This window comes from Lipingzhangella halophila, from assembly GCF_014203805.1.
Classification (GTDB): domain Bacteria; phylum Actinomycetota; class Actinomycetes; order Streptosporangiales; family Streptosporangiaceae; genus Lipingzhangella; species Lipingzhangella halophila.
The window spans coordinates 564,862-585,471 of sequence record NZ_JACHJT010000001.1 but is presented as its reverse complement, the minus strand read 5'-3'; the positions used below and the strand labels follow the sequence as shown (position 1 = coordinate 585,471).

At 70.5% G+C, this 20,610-nt stretch carries 16 protein-coding genes and 1 tRNA gene; 6 read left to right on the top strand and 11 right to left on the bottom strand.

What is annotated here, in order from left to right:
* The first annotated feature begins 43 nt into the window (after window positions 1-43).
* Window positions 44-859 (top strand): nucleotidyltransferase domain-containing protein, encoded by an 816-nt coding sequence (locus tag F4561_RS02750; protein WP_184574451.1) that lies wholly within the window; start codon window positions 44-46, stop codon window positions 857-859.
* Between the two features lie 142 nt (window positions 860-1,001).
* On the opposite strand, the gene F4561_RS02745 is transcribed toward F4561_RS02750, so the two are convergent.
* The 6 genes from F4561_RS02745 to eno form a co-directional block, all read right to left on the bottom strand.
* Window positions 1,002-1,075 (bottom strand) — tRNA-Leu (locus F4561_RS02745).
* A 116-nt stretch (window positions 1,076-1,191) separates the two neighbouring features.
* Window positions 1,192-2,568, bottom strand: coding sequence for an NAD(P)/FAD-dependent oxidoreductase (locus F4561_RS02740; protein ID WP_184574449.1), 1,377 nt, complete (start codon window positions 2,566-2,568; stop codon window positions 1,192-1,194).
* A gap of 346 nt (window positions 2,569-2,914) precedes the next feature.
* A complete protein-coding gene (locus F4561_RS02735) occupies window positions 2,915-3,907 on the bottom strand; it encodes a Ppx/GppA phosphatase family protein (RefSeq protein ID WP_184574447.1) in 993 nt (330 codons plus the stop codon).
* Window positions 3,904-4,467 carry a DUF501 domain-containing protein gene (locus F4561_RS02730; protein WP_184574445.1) on the bottom strand — a complete coding sequence of 188 codons (564 nt, stop codon included), beginning with the start codon at window positions 4,465-4,467 and terminating at the stop codon, window positions 3,904-3,906. Before F4561_RS02730 ends, F4561_RS02735 begins: the two co-directional genes overlap by 4 nt.
* A gap of 35 nt (window positions 4,468-4,502) precedes the next feature.
* Window positions 4,503-4,871: an FtsB family cell division protein gene (locus F4561_RS31880; protein WP_312885111.1), complete on the bottom strand. Its 369-nt coding sequence runs from the start codon at window positions 4,869-4,871 to the stop codon at window positions 4,503-4,505.
* Window positions 4,872-5,482: 611 nt separating this feature from the next.
* Window positions 5,483-6,766, bottom strand: a complete 1,284-nt coding sequence (eno, locus tag F4561_RS02720) for a phosphopyruvate hydratase (protein WP_184574443.1) — start codon at window positions 6,764-6,766, stop codon at window positions 5,483-5,485.
* Window positions 6,767-7,136: 370 nt separating this feature from the next.
* Here eno and F4561_RS02715 point away from each other — a divergent pair, with 370 nt between their 5' ends.
* Window positions 7,137-8,087 (top strand): sulfite exporter TauE/SafE family protein, encoded by a 951-nt coding sequence (locus F4561_RS02715; RefSeq protein ID WP_184574441.1) that lies wholly within the window; start codon window positions 7,137-7,139, stop codon window positions 8,085-8,087.
* 49 nt (window positions 8,088-8,136) lie between these two features.
* Here F4561_RS02715 and F4561_RS02710 read toward each other — a convergent pair whose 3' ends face one another.
* Window positions 8,137-8,694, bottom strand: a complete 558-nt coding sequence (locus F4561_RS02710) for a TetR/AcrR family transcriptional regulator (RefSeq protein WP_184574439.1) — start codon at window positions 8,692-8,694, stop codon at window positions 8,137-8,139.
* A gap of 198 nt (window positions 8,695-8,892) precedes the next feature.
* Between F4561_RS02710 and F4561_RS02705 the strand changes: the two genes are divergently transcribed.
* Window positions 8,893-10,149: an FAD-dependent monooxygenase gene (locus F4561_RS02705; protein WP_312885110.1), complete on the top strand. Its 1,257-nt coding sequence runs from the start codon at window positions 8,893-8,895 to the stop codon at window positions 10,147-10,149.
* A gap of 39 nt (window positions 10,150-10,188) precedes the next feature.
* Here F4561_RS02705 and F4561_RS02700 read toward each other — a convergent pair whose 3' ends face one another.
* From F4561_RS02700 to iscB, 3 genes are all read right to left on the bottom strand, one after another.
* Entirely contained in the window at window positions 10,189-10,425 is a 237-nt protein-coding gene (locus F4561_RS02700) for a hypothetical protein (protein ID WP_184574435.1), read from the bottom strand.
* Between the two features lie 345 nt (window positions 10,426-10,770).
* Window positions 10,771-11,484, bottom strand: coding sequence for a nucleoside triphosphate pyrophosphohydrolase (gene mazG / locus F4561_RS02695; protein WP_184574433.1), 714 nt, complete (start codon window positions 11,482-11,484; stop codon window positions 10,771-10,773).
* 28 nt (window positions 11,485-11,512) lie between these two features.
* On the bottom strand, window positions 11,513-12,793 hold the full coding sequence (iscB, locus tag F4561_RS02690) for an RNA-guided endonuclease IscB (RefSeq protein ID WP_246437362.1): 1,281 nt from the start codon (window positions 12,791-12,793) through the stop codon (window positions 11,513-11,515).
* On the opposite strand from iscB, the gene F4561_RS32255 reads away from it, so the two are divergent.
* Entirely contained in the window at window positions 12,725-12,895 is a 171-nt protein-coding gene (locus tag F4561_RS32255; protein ID WP_246438145.1) for a hypothetical protein, read from the top strand. The two genes, iscB and F4561_RS32255, sit on opposite strands and share 69 nt — an antisense overlap.
* A gap of 310 nt (window positions 12,896-13,205) precedes the next feature.
* Here the strand turns inward: F4561_RS32255 and cysC are convergent, their stop codons facing one another.
* Window positions 13,206-14,813 (bottom strand): adenylyl-sulfate kinase, encoded by a 1,608-nt coding sequence (cysC, locus tag F4561_RS02685; protein WP_184574431.1) that lies wholly within the window; start codon window positions 14,811-14,813, stop codon window positions 13,206-13,208.
* 588 nt (window positions 14,814-15,401) lie between these two features.
* Here cysC and mfd point away from each other — a divergent pair.
* Together mfd and F4561_RS02675 are read left to right on the top strand one after the other, a co-directional pair.
* Window positions 15,402-18,998, top strand: coding sequence for a transcription-repair coupling factor (gene mfd, locus F4561_RS02680; RefSeq protein WP_184574429.1), 3,597 nt, complete (start codon window positions 15,402-15,404; stop codon window positions 18,996-18,998).
* 256 nt (window positions 18,999-19,254) lie between these two features.
* Window positions 19,255-20,526: a phosphotransferase gene (locus F4561_RS02675; protein ID WP_184574427.1), complete on the top strand. Its 1,272-nt coding sequence runs from the start codon at window positions 19,255-19,257 to the stop codon at window positions 20,524-20,526.
* Window positions 20,527-20,610: the final 84 nt, after the last annotated feature.

Sequence of the window (20,610 nt, the reverse complement as noted above, 5' to 3'; positions counted from 1 at the left end):
GGAGCGGACCCGCCCGCCCGACACGGGGAACGGAGCGACCACCATGCGGCACGCGAGCGAGGAGCACGCCCGGATCGCCGAGCAGGGCACCATCCTGCGTTGCCAGGTGGGTTCGGGGGTGCACGGGATCACGGTCGGCGACCAGGACGACCGCGACGAGATGGGAATCTGCGTCGAGCCCGCCGACTATGTGGTCGGGTTGCGCTCCTTCGAGCAGTACATCTACCGCTCCCAGCCAGAAGGGGTGCGTTCCGGTCCCGGCGATCTCGACCTGACCGTCTACTCGCTGCGCAAGTGGCTGCGCCTGGCCCTGGACGGCAACCCCACCGTGCTGCTGCCGCTGTTCGTGCCGGACCACGAGATCGTACGGGCCACCGGCCTCGGCCGGGAGCTGCGCGCCGCCTCGGAGCGGATCGTATCCCGGCGGGCCGGACGCCGTTTCCTGGGTTACCTGAACGCCCAGCGGGAACGGCTGCTCGGCCAGCGCGGCGGGCGGCACACCAACCGGCCGGAACTCATCGAGCGGTACGGCTTCGACACCAAGTACGCCTACCACATGGTCCGGCTCGGCGTGCAGGGACTGGAACTGCTGGAGACCGGGCGGATCACCCTGCCGGTTCCCGAGCCGTGGGCGCCGTGGCTGCGCGCGCTTCGCCAAGGAGGCCACACCCGGCAGGAGGCCCTGGACGCGGCCGCCTCCCTGCAGGAACAACTGGAGACCATGCTCGACCGCTCGCCGCTGCCGGAACAGCCGGACACCGCGTGGGCCGACGCGTGGCTGGTCTCGGCCCACCAGCGGATGTGGCGGGAATGGGAGGAGCCCGGCGAACCGGACTTCCAGGCCGCGACCGTGCCCTGAAGCGGCGGGCTCGTGCGCGGGCGCGGGTCCCGCATCGAGGGTGCCTGCGAGGTCGTTCTCGCCGCTGGACATGTCCCCGCGGTCCGGTTCGATCAGACCCCGTCGCCGCGGCCCCGCCCGCCGACCAGCACAGGCCGGCTCGTGCCCCCGGTCGGACTCGAACCGACACTTGTGACCCTTTTAGGGGGCCTGCCTCTTCCATTGGGCTACGAGGGCGGCCCCATCCTACCGGCCGGTGACGATTTCGCCGATTTAGCAACGGTTCGAACCGGCGTGGCGCGCGTGCGCAGCGAACACGCTGCGGCACGCCGCGCCGGTCCGTTGCTGAATGGTCAACTCACCCGGCGCAGCCGGCCGTCTCGGACGGTCACCGCGTTCGCTTCCTCGAAGGCCTGGCGCGGTTCCTCCATCTCCGGAAGTGCGGCCAGGTCACGGCGCAGGAAGAGCCCGAGCGTCCAGTCGGCCAGCACGCGCATCTTCCGGTTGAACGTGGGCACCGCGAACAGGTGGTAGGCGCGGTGCGCGTACCAGGCGAGCCGGCCGGTCAGCTTGATCTTGCCGAACATCTGGGCCGCGCCCTTGTGTAGGCCGAGTCCGGCCACCGCGCCGAGGTTGCGGTGCTGGTAGGCCACCATGTCGCCGCCCCGCAGCGCCGCGATGACATTGTGCGCGAGCACGGGCGCCTGGCGCACCGCGTTTTGGGCGTTCGGCGGGTAGAAGCCGCCGTGGCCATCGGGCACCTGCGCGTTGTCGCCGCCCGCGAAGACGTTCTCGACCTCGTTGACGGTCAGGTACTCGCTGGTGTCGACGTGGCCCTTCGGGCCCAGAGGCAGGTCGCTGGCCGCCACGACCGGGTTCGGCTTGACACCGGCGGTCCACACCAGGGTTCCGGCGTCGAACTCTGTGCCGTCGCTGAGCCGCACACGCTGGTCGGTGGCTGACTCCAGGAACGTCGAGAGGCGGACGTCGATGCCCCGCTGCCGGAGCTGATTCAGTGCCTTGGCGCCGACTTCCTCGCCGACCTCGGGCAGGATCTTGTCCGCCGCCTCGATCAGGTAGAAACGCAGGTCGTCGATGCCGATCGAGGAGTAGATCCGGGTGGCGTCGCGCGCCAGGTCCTCCAGCTCCGCGACCGCCTCGGCGCCGGCGAACCCGCCGCCCACGAACACGAAGTTCAGCGCCTTACGGCGGACCTCGGGGTCGCTGGTGGAGTCGGCGATGTTGAGTTGTTCCAGCACGTGGTTGCGCAGGAACGCGGCCTCTTCCACGGTCTTGATGCCGATGCCCCACTCGGCGAGTCCCGGGATGGGCAGCGTGCGCGAGACGGCGCCGGCCGCCATGACGAGGTAGTCGTAGTTGATCTCGCGCGGTTCGCCGACCGCCGGCTCGAAGCCGACGGTGCGTGCGGCGTGGTCGATCCGCACGACCCGGCCGGTGAGGACGCGTGCGCGCCGGAACACCTTGCGCAGCGGGACCACGACGTTGCGCGGGTTGATGCTGCCGGCCGCGGCCTCCGGGAGGAACGGCTGGTAGGTCATGTAGGAGTTCGGGTCGATGACGGTGATGCGGGCCTCGCCCGGCCCCAGTTTCCGCTCCAACTGCTTGGCCGTGTACATCCCGAGGTACCCACCGCCGACAACGAGGACGTGCGGGATCTCACGCTCGTCCCCACCGCCGTGAACCAGTCGGTAGTTCCTGCTCTCGGTCATCGCAATTCCGCCCTAGGTCCCCGTTCCGTGCCTCCCGTGTGGAGGCGAGATGAATCGGTGGTCGTCGCTGGCTGGCCGGAGCCGCCGGCGTCTCATGGGAAGCTGGCTGGCTCTCCCCGGAGGGGCGGGCCACCCTTTCCCACTTGCTTGTGCAGCCTTTCACAAGCTCCCCCTGTCCAGGAAGCAACAAGAACGAAAGGTTTAGACCGCCCCACAACCGGAAGTCCAGACATTATCCCAGGTCAGAGACGTTGTGAAAGCTTTCACGAGCGTTCCGCGAGGTGATGCGTCTCACCTGTAGCGGCACCACGCCACACCTTCTCACCTGGGAAAACGCTCCACAGGTTTAGCCCGGCAGCGCATCCCCCAGGCACAGGCTCCACGCGAGCCCGTCGAGGATGTCGTGCTCGCTCGCCACGAACTCCGCCGCGCCGGTGCGGACCAGCACCCGCTCCAGCACCAGGGCTCCCGCTCCGATAACGTCCACCCGGCCCGGGTGCATGACCCCGATCTCCGCGCGCTGCTCGTGCGACATCTCCAGAAGCGCCTTGGTGATCTCGCGTACCCGCCCGGCGGACACCCGTGTGTGGTGGATCCGCTCGGCGTCGTACTCGGGGAGGTCCAGATCGATGCCGGCCACGGTGGTCGCGGTTCCCGCCACGCAGACCACGGTCGCGGCCTCGGCCAGCGGGACCGTGGCGCAGACCTCGTCCAGCGCGGCGTCGACGTCGGCCGTCGCGGCGGCCACCTGCTCCGGAGTCGGCGGGTCCGCGGTGAAGTGCCGCTCGGTCAGCCGGACGCACCCGATATCCACCGAACGCGCCGCGCGCACCGCGCCGGCCTCGTCCTCTCCGGTGTAACCCAGGACGAACTCGGTGGATCCGCCGCCAATGTCCACGACGAGATAGGGGCGCCGGAAACCATCATCACCGGCGCCCTCCAGCTCGGCGGTGGCACCGACAAACGACAGCTCCGCCTCCTCGTCGCCGGTGATGACCTCGGGCTCCGCACCGATAATCGAGCGCACACCCTCGACGAACTCATCGCGGTTGGCGACGTCGCGGGTGGCGCTGGTGGCCACCATCCGGACGGAGGCCGGCCCCATCTCGACACCGTGCGAGGCCATCAGCTCCGCGTACTCCTCCAGGGCGGTGAACGTACGGTCGAGTGCCTCGGGGGTGAACGAGCCCGTGCGGTCGACCCCCTGGCCGAGCCGCACCACCTCCATCCGCCGCTCGACGTCGACCAGTTCGACCTCGTCCTCGTCCAGCGCGACCACGCTGGAGATGAGCAACCGCAGGGAGTTCGTGCCGCAGTCAACGGCAGCGACGGTGGTCACGTGACATCCTCGTCATTCGTAGGGTCAGTCGGTTCCGGCGGCTGGACACACGGCCCGCTCCGCCACCATTCGGGCAGCGCGTCGAGCGCCTCGCGGCCCAGCGGGTTGCATCCGGGCCGGGCGAGCTCGTGCGCCACCAGGGCGTGCAGGCACTTCACCCGGGTGGGCATGCCGCCCGCGCTCTGCACCCCCTCGGGCAACGGCGCGACGCCGTCAGCCCGCGCCTGTTCGCCGCGGTCGGCCAGATAGGAGTCGTGCGCCTGCTCGTAGGCCGACCGCAGCTCCGGGTCGGAGTCGAGCCGTGCGGTCATCTCCCGCATCAGCCCGCTGGCTTCGAGCGTTCCGATGGCGGAGGCGGCGCGCGGGCACGTGAGGTAGTACAGCGTGGGGAACGGCGTACCGTCGGCGAGCCGCGGCGCGGTTCGCACGACGTCCGGCAGCCCGCACGGGCACCGGTGCGCGACCGTCACCGGCCCGCGCGGCGCACGGCCGAGCTGGCGCTGGATCACGGAGGCGTCCTCGGCGGCGAGCCGCTCGCCGGCATGCTCTGCGGATGTCATGTCGGCTCCAGAATACCGGGCTGGAGACCCCGGCTTTACTGGCCGGGCGGCTGGGCCTCGGGAATCTCTTCCTCCTGCTCGCCGGCCTGGTCGGCCTCCTGAACGGACTTCCAGAGCCGAGTGAACCAGGGTTCGCGGGACTCGGCGGATTCCTCTTCCGCCTCCTCCCCGCCATCATCCGCGATGATGACGTAGGCGCGTTCGTCCGGGTACTGGTAGTGCAGCCGTTCGCGCGCCTCCCGCTCGATGTGGTCGGGGTCCTGCAGTTCCTCGTGGCGTTGTTCGAGCTCGCTGACGCTCTGTTCGGTGCGCTCGCGCTCCTCCTGGAGCTTGGCGATTTCGGCGCGCTGCAGGACGTACTCGCGCAAGGGATAGGCCAGGCTGAGCGCGATCGCGCAGACCACCAGCGCGAGGATGGCCGCGCGGCTGGTGAACGCGGGCCGCGTCCGACCCGGGCCCCCGGGCGGGCTCCCCTTGCCGCCACCTTGCGCGGCGGTCCGCGGCGCCTTCCCTGAGGGGCCGGCGCCACTGGCGGCTCTGGCCTCCGGGGGGCTCGCCTTCGCGTTCCTGCCCGAAGTGCTAGCGGACTTGCCGGCCGGTTTCCCGGAAGATGCCCCAGCGGACTTCCCGGCCGGTTTCCCGGAGGACACACCCGTGGACTTGCCGGCCGGTTTCCCGGAGGACACACCCGTGGACTTGCCGGCCGGTTTCCCGGAAGATGCACCCGTGGACTTGCCGGCCGGTTTCCCCGCGGACTTCCCGGCCGGTTTTCCGGAGGATGCACCCGTGGACTTGCCGGCTTTGCCGGACTTCCCGGCGTCTTTGGCAGTGTCCGGATCCCGGTCCTTCTTGACCGCGTCCGCGTCCTTGCCGGAAGGGTTGCGGGAGCGCGCCTTACGCCCCGACGTTCCGGAGACCGAGGGCCCCGCCTTCCCCGGGCGGGGCCCTTTCGGCTCTGGCGCCGGCCCATTCCCGCCTGAGCGGGACTCTGGCACCTTGGACACGGGCGCTCAGCCTAGTCCTGTGCCCGGAAACGCGGAAAGGCCGACACGCCCGCGTAGATCGCGCCGTCCTCCAGTTCCTCCTCGATCCGGAGCAACTGGTTGTACTTGGCGACCCGCTCACTGCGGGCCGGCGCGCCGGTCTTGATCTGGCCGGCGTTGGTCGCCACAGCAATGTCGGCGATCGTGGTGTCCTCGGTCTCCCCGGAACGGTGGCTGATCATCGCGGTGTAGCCGCTGCGCTGGGCGAGCGCCACGGCATCCAGGGTCTCGGTGAGCGTGCCGATCTGGTTGACCTTGACCAGCAGCGAGTTGGCGATACCGCTGCTGGTACCACGCCGCAGCCGCTCCATGTTGGTGACAAAGAGGTCGTCCCCGACGAGCTGCACTCGCGTGCCGATGGTCCTGGTCAGTTCCTTCCAGCCGTCCCAGTCGTCCTCGTCGAGCGGGTCCTCGATCGAGACGAGCGGGTAACTGTCGAGGAGCTCACCGTAGTAGGCGGCCATCTGCTCGGCGGTGCGGGTCCGCCCCTCGAACCGGTAGGACCCGTCCTCGTGGAACTCGCTGGCCGCGACGTCCAGGGCGAGCGCGATGTCGCGGCCCGGCGCGAAGCCGGCCTTGGTGATCGCCTCGATGATGAGGTCGAGGGCGGCGCGGTTGCTGTCGAGGTTCGGCGCGAATCCCCCCTCGTCGCCGACCCCGGTTCCCAGACCGTGTGCCTTCAGCACGGACTTGAGGGCCTGGTAGACCTCGGCGCCCCAGCGGACGGCCTCCCGGAAGCCGGCCGCACCGATCGGGGCGATCATGAACTCCTGGATGTCGACGTTGGTGTCGGCGTGCGCGCCGCCGTTCAGGATGTTCATCATCGGTACCGGCAGCACGTGGGCGTTCGGCCCGCCCATGTACCGGAACAGCGGGAGGTCGGCGGCGTCGGCCGCGGCGCGGGCGACCGCGAGCGACGACCCCAGGATGGCGTTGGCGCCGATCCGCGACTTGTCGGGCGTGCCATCCAGATCGATGAGGGCGCGGTCGATGAGGCGCTGCTCCTCGGGCGCGAAGCCCAGGAGCTCGTCGGCGATCTCATCGTTGACCGCGGTGACCGCCTTTTCGACGCCTTTGCCCCCGTAGCGGTCGCCGCCGTCGCGCAGCTCCACCGCCTCGAACTGGCCGGTTGAGGCCCCGCTGGGGACCGCCGCGCGGGCGCTCGTCCCGTCGTCGAGCAGGACCTCGACTTCGACCGTCGGGTTACCGCGGGAGTCGAGGATCTCCCTCGCCTGCACTGCCTCGATCGACGACAACGTTGTACTCCAATTCTCGCGTCTGCGTCCCGGCGCGCGGGCGCGGCCGGGTCCTGTTCGGCGAAGGCGTAGCGCCGCGCCGCGGCACGGGCCAGCACGGACATCGTGGAACTCGCAACCCGAGCCTAGCGACACCAGGCGCGCGCGGCTGCCGGAACTCCCCCCGAACCGCCGCCACCCGGACGCCCCCTTTGGGAATGACCGCCCTTGGATCGTGTCCGAGCAGTCTGCCCGCACCTGGCGTGCCCGCGCCAGACCCTGTCGCGCTCTGGCCGGGGCCGCCCTCCGCACGCGGCCGGTTGTACGACTCCCCCGAATCACCTACTATTCCCACTGAATAGATGGGCAAAGACGGGAAGGTGCCCGTTCGATGCAAGCTCTGGTCATACTCGGCATCGTTGGGTTCCTCGCCCAGCTCATCAATGGCGCGCTCGGCATGGGCTACGGCGTCACTTCCACCACGTTCCTGCTCCTCATCGGAACCAGTCCGGCTCTGGCGTCGGCCACCGTCAACCTCTCACAGGTGGGATCGCAGCTCGCCTCCGGTGTGGCGCACTGGGGGTTCGGCAACGTTGACTGGCGCGTGGTCCCGCGGATCGCGGTGCCCGGTGCCGCGGGCGCCTTCGTCGGGGCACTCCTGCTGAGCGTGCTCTCCACGGAACGCGCCGCTCCACTGATGTCGACCATCCTGGTGGCGCTTGGCGTGTACCTGCTTCTGCGGTTCACGGTCCGGGGCGCGCCCCGCGGCAACCTGGGCAAACCCCTGCGCAGCACCTTTCTCACCCCCCTCGGTCTGGTCGCCGGGTTCATGAACTCCACCGGCGGTGGTGGCTGGGGCCCGGTGGGGACCACCGCACTGCTGGCCAGTGGGCGGCTGGAGCCGCGCAAGGTCATCGGGTCGATCAGCGTGGGTGAGTTCGCGGTGGTCGTGGCCGGCAGCGCAGGCTTCGCCGTGGGCCTGGGCTTCTCCGGGATCAACTTCGGGTGGGTAGCGGTGATGCTGCTCGGCGGCGTGCTGGCCGCCCCCGCCGCGGCGTGGCTGGCCCGGATCGTGCCGCCACGCATGCTGGGCGCCCTGGTGGGCGGTCTGATCATCCTGACCAACGTGCGGGTGCTGATCAGCAGTGACCTGCTCCCGATCGGCTCCGGCCCGGCCGCGGTGCTCTACGGGGGCGTCGCCCTCGCGTGGGTCCTCGCCATCGGGTTCTCCTGGCGCGCCCATCGCATCGACCGTGCGGCCGAGCACGCCGCCGAACGCGCTGAGCACCCGGAGCCCGCGGACCACGCGGCGGAGCCGTCCCGCGTCGAGGCCCGCGACTAGCGTCCCGGGACCCGCACCACTCCCGGCCCTCGGCCCGGCACCGTGGACGTCACTGTGTGCCGGCAGTGTCGACCCCCAGAGCGCGGCAGGCGGCGTCGAGCGCGGCCTCGCGGTACTCCTCGGCGGCAGAGGGCCCCTCAACCGTGATCGCGCAGTCCTGCACCCCCCCGACCGCCAGGGTGCACGCGGCGATCTCGGCCGGGCGGGGGGCCGGCCCGACGAGGAGCCGCTGGAGCCGGTCGCGCCATTGGAAGATCCGCGTGACGACGTCGAGCTCGATAAGCGTGCCCAGGTCGTAGAGCAGAGCGAGGAACAACGCGCGGTGCCGCGCCGTGACATCGAAGTAGCGGCCCAGCAGCACGCGCGGCGCGAGGTCGCCCGTTCTCTCCGCGTCGTCGAGGAGTGTCTCGACGTCGTCGAACAGCGGCTGGATCAGCTCGGTCAACAGGTCTTTCTTGGACGGGAAGTGGTAGTACAGCGCGGCCTTGGTGATGTCGAGGCGCTCGGCGATCTCCCGCAGACTCGTCTTGTCGACCCCTTGGCTGGCGAAGAGCTCGAGAGCGGTCTCGCGGATTCGGCTCCTGGTGTCGTTCTCTCGCCTCGGCACGTGGCGCTCGCATCCTTCCCGTAGCCCATTCGCGCGGCTCATGCCCATCGCACACCGCGGTAAGGAGTCTATCGGAGTCTTACCTGCCGGCTAGTTAATTACTTGACGCACGGTAAGCAAACTGCCTACTGTTCCCGGTAGCGGCACGCCGCCGCACACCCCGCGAGACCGACCGCGGGTCGACGAATGGAGCACACCGTGAGCACGAACACCGTTCTCATCTCCGGCGCGAGCATCGCCGGCCCGGCACTGGCGTACTGGCTGCGCCGGTACGGCTTCACCCCGACCGTCGTCGAGCGCGCACCAGCCCTGCGCGAGGGCGGGCACCCGATCGACGTGCGCGGCGCGGCCGTCGAGGTCGTCGACCGGATGGGCCTACTCGACCGGATCAGCGCGGCGCACATCGAGACGCGCGGGCTCTCGACCGTGGACGGCTCCGGCCGCACCCGCGCCGAGGCCGCCATGGCGGACTTCACCGGCGAGGGCTCCGAGAACGACATCGAGCTGATGCGCGGCCACCTGAGCGCGGTGCTGTACCAGGCGACGGAGGGCGACGTCGAGTACGTCTTCGGCGACTCCATCGCCTCGATGCGCGAGGACGGCGACGGCGTGCACGTCACCTTCGAACACGCCACCCCGCGCACGTTCGACCTGGTGGTCGGCGCCGACGGGCTGCACTCCACCACCCGGGCGCTCGCCTTCGGCGAGGAGAGCCGCTACTGCCGCTATATCGGCACCTACTTCGCGAGCTTCAGCGTGCCCAACCACCTCGGCCTGAACCGCTGGGTCGCGTTGCACAACACACCGGGGCGAGGCGCGGCCATCTACGGGACCCCGCCGCACACCGCGCGGTCGGAGCCTCCGCACCCCGGCGACGTGCACGACCCCGGCCCGAGCCCCAAGGCCAAGGCGCTCTTCACCTTCTCCACCCGCCACCAGCTTCCGCTGGGGCACCGCGACACCCGGGCCCAGTACCGGGTCGTGGAACGGGCCTTCGAGAACACGGGGTGGGAGGTCCCGACGCTGCTCGCCGAGATGCGCGACGCGCCCGACTTCTACTTCGACTCGCTCAGCCAGGTCCACATGGACCGCTGGTCCCGGGGCCGTGTGGCGCTGGTCGGCGACGCCGGCTACTGCCCTTCCCCCATGGCCGGCCAGGGCAGCAGCATGGCACTCGTCGGGGCCTACGTGCTGGCCAGCGAGCTGGCGGCGGCCAACGGCGAGCACCGGGCGGCATTCGAGGGCTACGAGTCACGGATGCGGGACTTCGTCACCCAGAACCAGTCCATCGCCGGGAGCGGCGCCGGGTTGCTCGTCCCCAAGTCGTGGCCCGGGATCTGGTTCCGCGACCAGGCCATGCGGATCGCACCCAAACTTCCGTCCGTAGACCTGTTCGGTGGCAGGATGCGGCGCGCCGCGAACGCCGTCGACCTTGAGAACTACGTGCCCGCCTGATCCGTGCGGGTGGGCTGCGGGTCGTTGTGCCGCCGGCGGTCACCCGGTGGTGGCGCTGGCCACCAGAAGCCCCGAGCAGCACAACGGCGCCACCCAGGCGAAGAGATGGTGCACCGCCCGGGTTCCGCACCAGAGGAAGAGCGCGGTGCAGCCGGCCAGGACCAGCGCCAGGATCAGCCCGAACAGGACGCCCAGGACGTAGACCATGGGTTGGGCGCCGAAAGGATCGGGAGCGAGCCCCAGCACGAACAGGATGCCGCACAGGAGACCCGGCACACCGCTGCCGAGCACTAGCCCCTCGGGCTTCCCCCCCCCCCCCCCCCCCCCCGTACAGGTACCCGAATGCCATCATCGGCACGAAGAACACCAGGTGGCCCAGGCTGACCCCGTACAGCAGCACGCAGGCCGGCGAGGCTCCCTCCGATGGAGCCTCGCCGGCGTAGAACGCGAACAGAACGAAGGCCGAGAACACGCCGCCGGCGACGGCCAGAAGCGGCAGGACCGCGGCCGCCGGCGACGGTTTGGGGGCGGATTCCACGTCAGCGGCTCCTACGAAGAGGCGGTCCCGCAGCTCGGAAAGCCCTATCCCGGCTCGCGCTCGCGCGCAGCCCTCTCAGGCCCTCACACCCAGTACTGCCGCCACTGGTCGGGGGTGAGGGAGCGCGGATCGTTGCCGTCGGCGCGGGCCTTGGCCTCGGCCTCGCGCACTCGGTGGTCGAAGCGGCGCGCCGCGGCGCGCAGGTCCAGCTCGGGGTCGGCGGCGCGGCGGCGCTCGGCGTCGATCGCCGCGAACAGTTCCCCGCCGGCCGCGCCGTCGTCGGCGATGAGGTCCTCGGGCACCCCGTTGCTGACCGCGCGCTTCTGCAGCTCGAAGCTGAGCAGCGCCGCGGGCTGGCCGAACGGGACACCATGGAGCACCGAGGAGTCGTGCTCGCCCTTCTCGGCCCGTTCGGCGGCCTTGATGGTCTCCCAGTTGGCGCGGACGTCCTCGCTGCCCTCGACCGCGGCGTCCGAGAAGACGTGCGGGTGCCGGCGGATGAGCTTGTCCACGATGGCGCCGGCGACATCGTCGATCGTGAACCCTTCCGCGCCCCGCTCCTCGGCCACCCGGGCGTGGAACACCACCTGGAGCAGCACGTCACCCAGTTCCTCAGGGAGGGCCTGGTGGTCGCCCTCCTCGATTACCTCCAGCGCCTCGTAGGCCTCCTGCAGCAGGTAGCCCGCCAGGGACTCGTGCGTCTGCTTGGCGTCCCAAGGGCACTCGCGCCGCAGCACGTCCATCACCTCGACGAGCTCCAGGAGGCGGTGCCCGGCGGCGGGGCGGTCGTCACTCATCGGTTTTTCGGCGTGGATATCCCGGCCTTCAGGCCGGGAAGGAAACGCCGTCCTCCTTCCTGGTGGTGTAGGCGTAGCCGTCTGATCGCTGGAGCAGGCGGACATAGCGATGGTTGATGCCCTGGACAGGGCCCTCGGCGGTGGTGATGTTGAAGCTGCCGGTGGTGCGCACGGCGACCCGCCCGGTGTAGGTCCCGTTTTTCTTCCCGGTGGGCACCACGGCCCGTACGAGGTCGCCGGTGTGGAACCCGTGGACCTGTTTGGTTCGGGGCAGCCGTAACCGGGGGAACCCGTGGCGGTCAGCACGAGTGCGGGCGTGCGAGCCCCGCCCGGTGCAGCCGGCCGTCAAGACGGTGGACACGGTTTGGGTGATGGTGTCGAGCTTGCCCACCGCCAGGGCATCCACGGTGTGCGACTTGGCCAGGTGGTTACGGGTGCGGTTGTACTTCGTGCGGCCCCCACTGGCCACGTGGACGGGAAAGCGCTGGTCGAGTTCACGCCACAAGGCCCACCGGGTGGACTGGGCTGCGGCAGCATCCCGCAGGGGTGCTTTGGCTTGAGCCAGGACCGTCTTCAGCCGGGCGGGTTTGTTCTTTAGGAACTCCCCGACAGGGTGGTTGTTCTTGGTTTCGTTGCAGCCGATGCAGGCCAGGGCCAGGTTGGATACCCGGTTGGATCCGCCTGCCGAGCGAGGGTGTATGTGGTCGATGTTCAAGGCGGTGTTGGTGGCGCCGCGGTAGGCACAGGCATGGTTCCACTTGGCCAGCAGGTATTCCCGCACCTCGTAGCCGTGCAGGGTGCCGTGCTGGTACTCCACCCCCTCCAAGGGACGCCCAGCGGTCAGGGCGTGGACATCGAAGGCCACTCGCTCCAGATGGATCGCCCGAACTGGGCTCCACCGGGCCAGCCGGTCCACCCACGATGTGGTGGTCACCACCCGGTGGTACAGCGACGGCGGCAACCATCCCGGCGTGCGGGTGCGGTTGTTGAACCTCGGCGCGCGGTAGCGCAGGTCCCGTGACCGGCGACCACGCCGGTAGGTGGCACGCTGGCCCATCCTTTTGCGGATCTGGCCGCCCCGGTGGGTGAGCTGGACACTGAACCGGCCCCGGCGCTGTCCACCCTGGTGGGTGAACACGGCCAGGCCGGTGTGTTGGGACCCAGGGTCGATACCGACCTCGACCCCCGCAACCTCGGACTTCTTTCTGGTGCGGTCTTTCAGGCGGATCACGAAGGGGGTGTGGCGGTGCACGACGGCCCGCCCCTTCGCCAGGAGCGTGCGGGCGCGTGCCGGGTGGCACGGCTGCAATGGTGTGTGGTGCTGGTCGAGCACGAACACAACCGGGCGCACCTCACGGTGCTGCTCCCCGACCCCGCAGGGCTCGGGGGTGACGCCGCGACCGCTAGGTGAAACGGGCGCGGTCCCACCTCGACCATGTCCCGCGCCGGGTACCACATCATGGTGTTCGCGCCCCGTTTCGTTCCCGATCCGGGGGGTGTCTGCTGACGCGAATTCCAGAGCAGTCTGCTGGTGGGGCACAGGCTGGTGGGTCTGCTGTCCTACGCGGAACGTAGCCAACTGGTTCACCTCCCTTAGGTGTTGGCTTGGTCTGGTAACGGCGGCCCTCACACGCATGGGGTGAAGGCCCCCGCCTTCAGGCGGAGGATCCCGTTACGGTGGCCTTCCACGGGTTGGGCGTATGTTACGGGTGCGCGGCAGCTCAATGTCGCTCCGAGCCCAGCCAGCCGCCGGCCCGGAGCGCGGCGAGCACCTCGGCGACGGACTCCTCCTCGGCGCTGCCGTCGGTGTTCAGCTCAAGGTCGGCGTCCGCGGGCACCTCATAGGGGTCGGAGACGCCCGTGAACTCCGGGATCTCCCCGGCGCGGGCCTTGGCGTAGAGTCCCTTGCGGTCGCGCGCCTCGCACACCTCCAGCGGCGTTGCCACATGCACCAGGAAGAAGTCACCGGCCTCCTCGACCATCTCCCGCACCTGGGCGCGGGTGGCGGCGTATGGGGCGATCGGCGCGCAGATCGCGACACCGCCGTGCCGGGTGATCTCGGCGGCGACATAGCCGATACGCCGGATGTTCAGGTCCCGGTCCTCCTTGGAGAACGTGAGCCCGGCGGACAGCAACCGCCGCACGACGTCCCCGTCGAGGAGGGTGACGGAGCGGCCGGAACGGCGGATGCCCTCGGCCACTCCCCGCGCCACTGTGGACTTGCCCGATCCGGACAGCCCGGTGAGGAACACCGTGACCCCTCGTTGGGTGCGCGGCGGGCGCAGCTTGGCCAGCTCGGCCGCCACCCGCGGCGGGGTGAACCAGGCCGGCAGCTCGCGGCCGAGCGCGAGCAGCTCCTCGACCTCGGTGTCGCCGGGCTCGGGTTCGGCCCGTTCGGGGTCCACCTGGTCGGCCGGGCGCCACAGGTTCTCCCTGGCGTCGTAGCGCCACTGCGACGGCCGGACGACGGGGATGGGGGCGCCGTCCACCTCGGGGTCGGATTGGCCGGCGGGGCGCGGGACGAACACGTGTGTCGCGGAGTACGCCCGCGCCACGTGCGCGGCGAGCAGGTCGTCGCGTCCGGGCGGCAGGGCGGAGTCGCCCGCCGCGTTCTTGGGCAGGGTGACCGCCACGAACCGGGTGCGCGAGGGCAGCAGCGACTCTGCGGCCAGGATCGCCGGGGCCATCCCCTCGCCGTCCAGCGGGACGTCCATGAGCACGAGCACCTCGGCCCGGCGGGAGTCGCCGACATCCTCGGCGGCCGTGCGGATCTGGTGCAGGACGCTGTGGTGCAGGGGGCGCCCGGTGACGACCACCAGCAGCGGCCGGTCGGCGTACCCCCCGATCTCACGCTGGCCGCGCACGTCGGACGGGGCCAGCCGCATGCGCCGCAGCGCCCCGTGCATCGGTGGGCGGCAGATATGGATCTCCCCGGCCAGGCGGAGCCCGTCGCCCGCGTCCTGCCGGCCCGCCGGATCCGACCACCAGCGTTCGCTGACGCTCAGTTCGGCCAACGGCGCGCCTTCGGGGTCAGTGAGGATCACGCGCTCGGCACCGGCCAGCTCGTCAGGGACCGGCAACGTGACCGGGATCGGCCACGGGGTGCCGTCGGGCAGTTGGCCGTGCTTGACTACCGACGCCGACTCCTCGGAGGTCATGAAACCGGCGAGAGGGTACGCGCCGTTGAGGATGAGTTCCAGGTGGGCCAGCGCGGTGGGGTCGGGCGTGAACTCCGGAGCCGGAGGCGTCGCCCCTGAGCTGGAGTTCCCCTCCGGTCTGTTGCTGTCGCTGCTGGCGCTCAATCCGGCCTCCGTGTCGCCGACTTTCATCGTCGATGACCAGCGTATGCCCGCGGGGAGTGCGCGGTGCCGCGGTGGTGCGCCCCTCCCGCCCCCGAAGGCGGTCCCACCTCCGGGAACAGTCCGCGCCCACCAGGTGTTGGTCCGGGTGGACCGGTCTCGCACGGGGCGGACGGTGTTTGCCACGGCCCGTGCGACCGCGAGCCGCAACCGGCGTAGGCTGGACTCAAGGGAACCCGCCGATTGAACGATTCGGTCCTGCACGTTCGGAGTTCACCTCTTTGTCGGTACCACCGTCACACGCCCCTGTGCTCGGTTTTCCAGCGGCGCATACCCCTGACTTCAGCTACGGGGGCTGGCCGCTCCCTGGATTCGGTTTCGAACGCACACTCGTTAAAGTGGGAGAGTCGTGAGAACCAAGCGACACGCGCCGCAGGGCATGCGGTGCCAGCCGGGCCCCCGCTGCGCGATAGTTGGCGAAGCCGCGCGGCAGGGATGGAAGACCTCGGGGGTGCCCGGTCCGCGAAGCAGGAACCAGCGGCCGCGCGAGGGATACCGCTCCGGCCAGCGCTACCGCTGGTGGGAATCCCCCGGCATCGGCCGTGGGGAGGAAACCGCATGAGCCTCTCTGGACTTCTCGGCGTCGTCGCCGACGACCCCGCACTCAACAACGCGATCCTGACCGCCCAGAGCGGTCAGGACCCCCATCTCGACCTTGTCGCGCCGCCGGCGCTGCGTCCCGTGCTGGTCGCGGCGCTGGCCGCCGACGCGCCCGCGGGCGCCGGGCGTCCGGTTCTGGCTCTGACCGCCACCGAGCGCGAGGCCGCCGACCTCTGCGACTCCCTTGGGTCGTTGCTCCCGCAGGACTCGGTCGCGCAGTTCCCCGCGTGGGAGACCCTGCCCCACGAACGGCTGTCCCCCCGGTCCGACACCGTCGGACAGCGGCTGGCGGTGCTGCGCCGCCTGGCTCACCCCGACCCGGACGACCCGCTCACCGCGCCGCTGCGCGTTGTCGTGGCACCGGTGCGCAGCGTGCTGCAGCCGATCGTTGCCGGCCTGGGCGACCTCACTCCGGTGCGCGTCCGACCGGGCGACGAGGTCGGCCTCGAAGAGGTCGTGCAGGCCCTGGTCGATGCCGGATACGCACGGGTCGACCTGGTGGAGAAGCGGGGCGAGCTCGCGGTGCGCGGGGGCATTCTGGACGTCTTCCCGCCCACCGAGGAACACCCGCTGCGCCTGGAGTTCTGGGGTGACCAGGTCGAGGAGATCCGGTACTTCCAGGTGGCCGACCAGCGCTCGATCCAGCCGGCGGAGTGGGCCGGCACCGACCGGCAGGCGGGGGAGGCCGGCGCGGGGCTGTTCGCCCCGCCGTGCCGCGAGCTGCTGCTGACCGAGAGCGTGCGCGAACGCGCGCGGGATCTCGCCGAGCAGCACCCCTCGCTGTCCGACATCCTGGGCAAACTCGCCGAGGGAATCCCGGTCGAGGGCATGGAGGCGTTCGCGCCGGTCCTCGCCGACCGCATGGAGTCCTTTCTCGGCTACCTTCCCGAGGGCGCGCACATCGTTGGCTGCGACCCGGAGCGCATCCGGACCCGCGCGGTCGAGCTGCAGGCGACCAGCCAGGAATTCCTGGAGGCGTCCTGGATCAGCGCGGCCTCCGGCGGCGAGGCCCCCATCGACCTCGGCGCCTCGGCCTACCGCTCCATCGCCGAGGTCCGCTCCGACGCCCGGGAGCTGGACCTGCCGTGGTGGACGATCACCCCGTTCGGCACCGGGATGGCCGAGGAGGACAACTCCGTCCAGATCGGTGCGGCGGCCGCCGACACCTACCGGGGCGACACCGAGCGCGCGTTGACCGACATCAAGGGGTGGCTGCACGACGAGTGGAGCGTCGTCCTGCTCACCCAGGGCCACGGGCCGGCCGAACGGCTGGTGTCGATGTTGCGCGACGCCGGGCTCGGTGCCCAGTTGCGCGACGACCTGACCGAACCGCCCGACCGCGCCGTAGCGACCGTGACCACCTCAATGCTCGACCACGGGTTCGTGTGGCGGTCGGTGCGCACGGCCGTGCTCACCGAGACCGACCTCGCCGGGCAGAAGTCCTCCACCCGCGACATGCGCCGGATGCCGAGCCGGCGGCGCGGCACCGTCGACCCGCTCCAGCTCAAGCCGGGCGACTACGTGGTGCACGAGCAGCACGGTGTCGGGCGCTACGTCGAGATGGTGAGCCGCACCATCCAGGGCGCCACCCGCGAGTACCTGGTCCTCGAGTACGCGCCGAGCAAGCGCGGCCAGCCCGGCGACCGCCTGTTCGTACCCACCGACCAGCTCGACGAGGTCACCCGGTACGTGGGTGGTGAGGCGCCCACCCTGTCCAAGATGGGCGGGGCCGACTGGACGAAGACGAAGAGCCGGGCCCGCAAGGCCGTCCGCGAGATCGCGGGCGATCTGATCCGGCTGTACTCCGCCCGGCAAGCCTCTCCCGGCTACGCGTTCGGGCCGGACACCCCGTGGCAGGGCGAGCTGGAGGACGCCTTCCCCTATATGGAGACGCCCGACCAGCTCGCCGCGATCGAGGAGGTCAAGAACGACATGCGGCAGTCGGTCCCCATGGACCGGCTGATCTGCGGCGATGTCGGCTACGGCAAGACCGAGGTCGCGGTGCGCGCGGCCTTCAAGGCGGTGCAGGACGGCAAGCAGGTGGCCCTGCTGGTGCCCACCACGCTGCTGGTGCAGCAGCACCTGTCCACGTTCAGCGAGCGCTACGCCTCGTTCCCGGTCACGGTCAAGCCGCTGTCGCGGTTCCAAACCGACTCCGAGGTGGCGGCGACCCGCGAGGGGATGCGCACGGGCGCGATCGACATCGTGATCGGCACCCACCGGCTGCTCTCCAGCGACACCACGTTCAAGAACCTGGGCCTGGTGATCATCGACGAGGAGCAGCGGTTCGGCGTCGAGCACAAGGAGGCGCTGAAGCGGCTTCGCACCCAGGTCGACGTGCTGGCGATGTCGGCGACCCCGATCCCGCGGACCCTGGAGATGGGAATCACCGGCATCCGCGAGATGACCACGATCCTCACCCCTCCCGAGGAGCGCCACCCGGTACTGACCTTCGTGGGCCCCTACGACGACAAGCAGATCACCGCGGCCATCCGGCGTGAGCTGCTGCGCGAGGGCCAGGTGTTCTTCGTGCACAACCGGGTCGCGTCGATCGAGAAGGTCGCGGCGACGGTGAGCGAGCTCGTTCCGGAGGCGCGGGTCGCCTACGCGCACGGGCAGATGAACGAGCACCAGCTCGAACGCGTCATGGTGGACTTCTGGGAGAAGAACTTCGACGTGCTGGTGTGCACCACAATCGTGGAGTCCGGGCTGGACGTCCCGAACGCCAACACGCTCATCGTGGACCGCGCCGACACCTACGGGCTCTCGCAACTGCACCAGTTGCGCGGCCGGGTGGGCCGGGGGCGCGAACGCGCCTACGCCTACTTCCTGTACCCGCCGGAGAAGCCGCTGACCGAGACAGCCCACGAGCGGCTGTCCACGGTCGCCCAGCACACAGAGACCGGCGCGGGCATGTACGTGGCCATGAAGGACCTGGAGATCCGCGGCGCGGGCAACATCCTGGGTGCGGAGCAGTCCGGCAGCATCGCCGGGGTCGGGTTCGACCTGTACGTGCGGATGGTCGGCGAGGCCGTCCGCGAGCTCCAGGGCTCTCCCGAAGCCGCCGAGGAGACCGAGACCAAGGTCGAGCTGCCCATCGACGCGCACATCCCGCACAACTATGTTCCGGGCGAGCGCCTGCGGCTGCAGTCCTATAAGCGGATCGCGAGCGTCACGAGCGACGAGGAGGTCACGGCGGCCTACGAGGAGCTCCACGACCGGTTCGGCCCGCCGCCGCAGCCCGTGGACAACCTGCTCGCGGTGGCGCGGTTCCGGGTGCTGGCGAAGGCGGCCGGGCTGACCGACGTCGTGCTGCAGGGCAGCCAGATCCGGTTCTCCCCCGTCGAGCTGCGCGAGTCGCAGCAGCTCCGGCTGCGGCGGCTCTACCCCAAGGCCGTCTACAAGGAGGCGCAGCACACCCTGCTGGTGCCGGTCCCGAAGGCCGGCGGGCTGGGCGGACGGCAGCTTCGCGACCTTGAGCTGCTGAAGTGGTGCACCGACCTTGTCGAGGCGGTGTTGGCGGTCGATCCGGCCAAGGCACCCAGCGGCGCCTGACGGCCCACACCGGCGGGCGGCCCGGACCCGACGAACGAGTGCCTCGCCATGGCGGGGCGGTGCGGCCGCATCCGGGAGCGCACCGCCCTTCGTGCTTTACAGAAACGCGGGAAACGCCTGTCAGGCTCCCCCTTTGGCAGCATGATTACCATTACTCTTGGTAGTTGAAGCATTACTAGTTGTGTTAATCACGGAAAGGATCATTGCCCGTGGACCCCGCCGCCGCTCCCAAACCGGGGGGAGGGGGTGTTCGGCGGTGAACAGCGAGACCGCCTACTTGACCGACCTCGCTGAGGTGCTGTGGCCGTGCGGCGGTCTACTGGGGCGGGGCGGCGAGCACGCCCTCCCCCGCGATCCGGCTCGCGCACACGACGGCGGCCGGGACCGGGTGCGCGAATACCTTCCGGTCCCCTCGGCGCACAACCCGCGGGTGATCCTGCCGATCACCAACCGCTACGTCGCGGCACGCGGGATCACGGCGTTCGCGCACCGCCACACCTTCCGCGACCGGCTTCGCACGAGCGTTCTGACGACAGCGTTCACCAGTGGCCTGGCGCCCTTGCTGCTACGCGACCGGTTGCACGTGGGTTCGGGGTGGACGATCGAGCACGCGCTGGCCGCAGCGCTGGACCGCGAGGTACTGATCGCGATCCACATCGGCCCGCCGCGCGCCGCCCGCAAGCCCGTCCTCCTCCTGCTGACCCCGGCCGGCCGCGCTGTCGGTTACGCCAAGATCGGAATCAACGACCTGACATCGCGGCTGGTCCAGGCGGAGACGCAGGCGCTTCGGCGGCTCGCCGACTCGCGCCTTCCGGGTATCACCGCGCCCCGGCTGCTGCACGTCGGCGAGTGGAACGGGCGCCCGCTGCTGGTCCAGGAGGCGCTGCCCGTCGGCCACCAGACCGACCGCCCGACGCGCCGCCAACTGCTGCGCTGCGTGCTGCGGATCGCCCACCTGGACCGCGTCGCCGAGCGCGCCCTCTCGCGCAGCCCCTACCTCGAGACGCTGAACACCCGGCTCGACGCGCTCTCCGCCCGCCCGGAGGCGGCGGCGCTGCGCGCCGCACTCTACCGGCTGCCCGACATCCGGGTGCCGTTCGGCGCCTGGCACGGCGACCTCACCCGGTGGAACATCGCGGCGACAGCACGCCGCGCCTTCGTGTGGGACTGGGAGCGCCTGAGGTTCGGCGTTCCGCTGGGCTTCGACGCCCTGCACTACGAGCTGAACGAGTGCGTGCAGGCGGGGGTCCGCCCGGGGGTGCGGCGATGGCTGGACAACGGCGCACTGCTGCTCCGGGATCCGCTGCTGGCCGACGCGGGGTTACCGAGCAGCGCGGTATCGACGGTCATGGCTCTCTACCTGATCGACCTGGCGACGCGGTACCTGCACGACCAAGTCGAGGGCGGCGGGCGGCTGGCCGCGGTCGACGACTGGCTGCTTCCGGCGCTCAACGGGCTGCGCGAACGGGCGGCACGCGAAACCGCGCGGGCCCACTGGCCCAACTCCGGATCGTCGCACGCGGGATGACCGTGCCGGCGGGAATCGGGTCCTCATTACCGATCTTGAGGATTCCGTTCCCTCTAAGCGCTACAAAGGAACGGAATCCTCAAG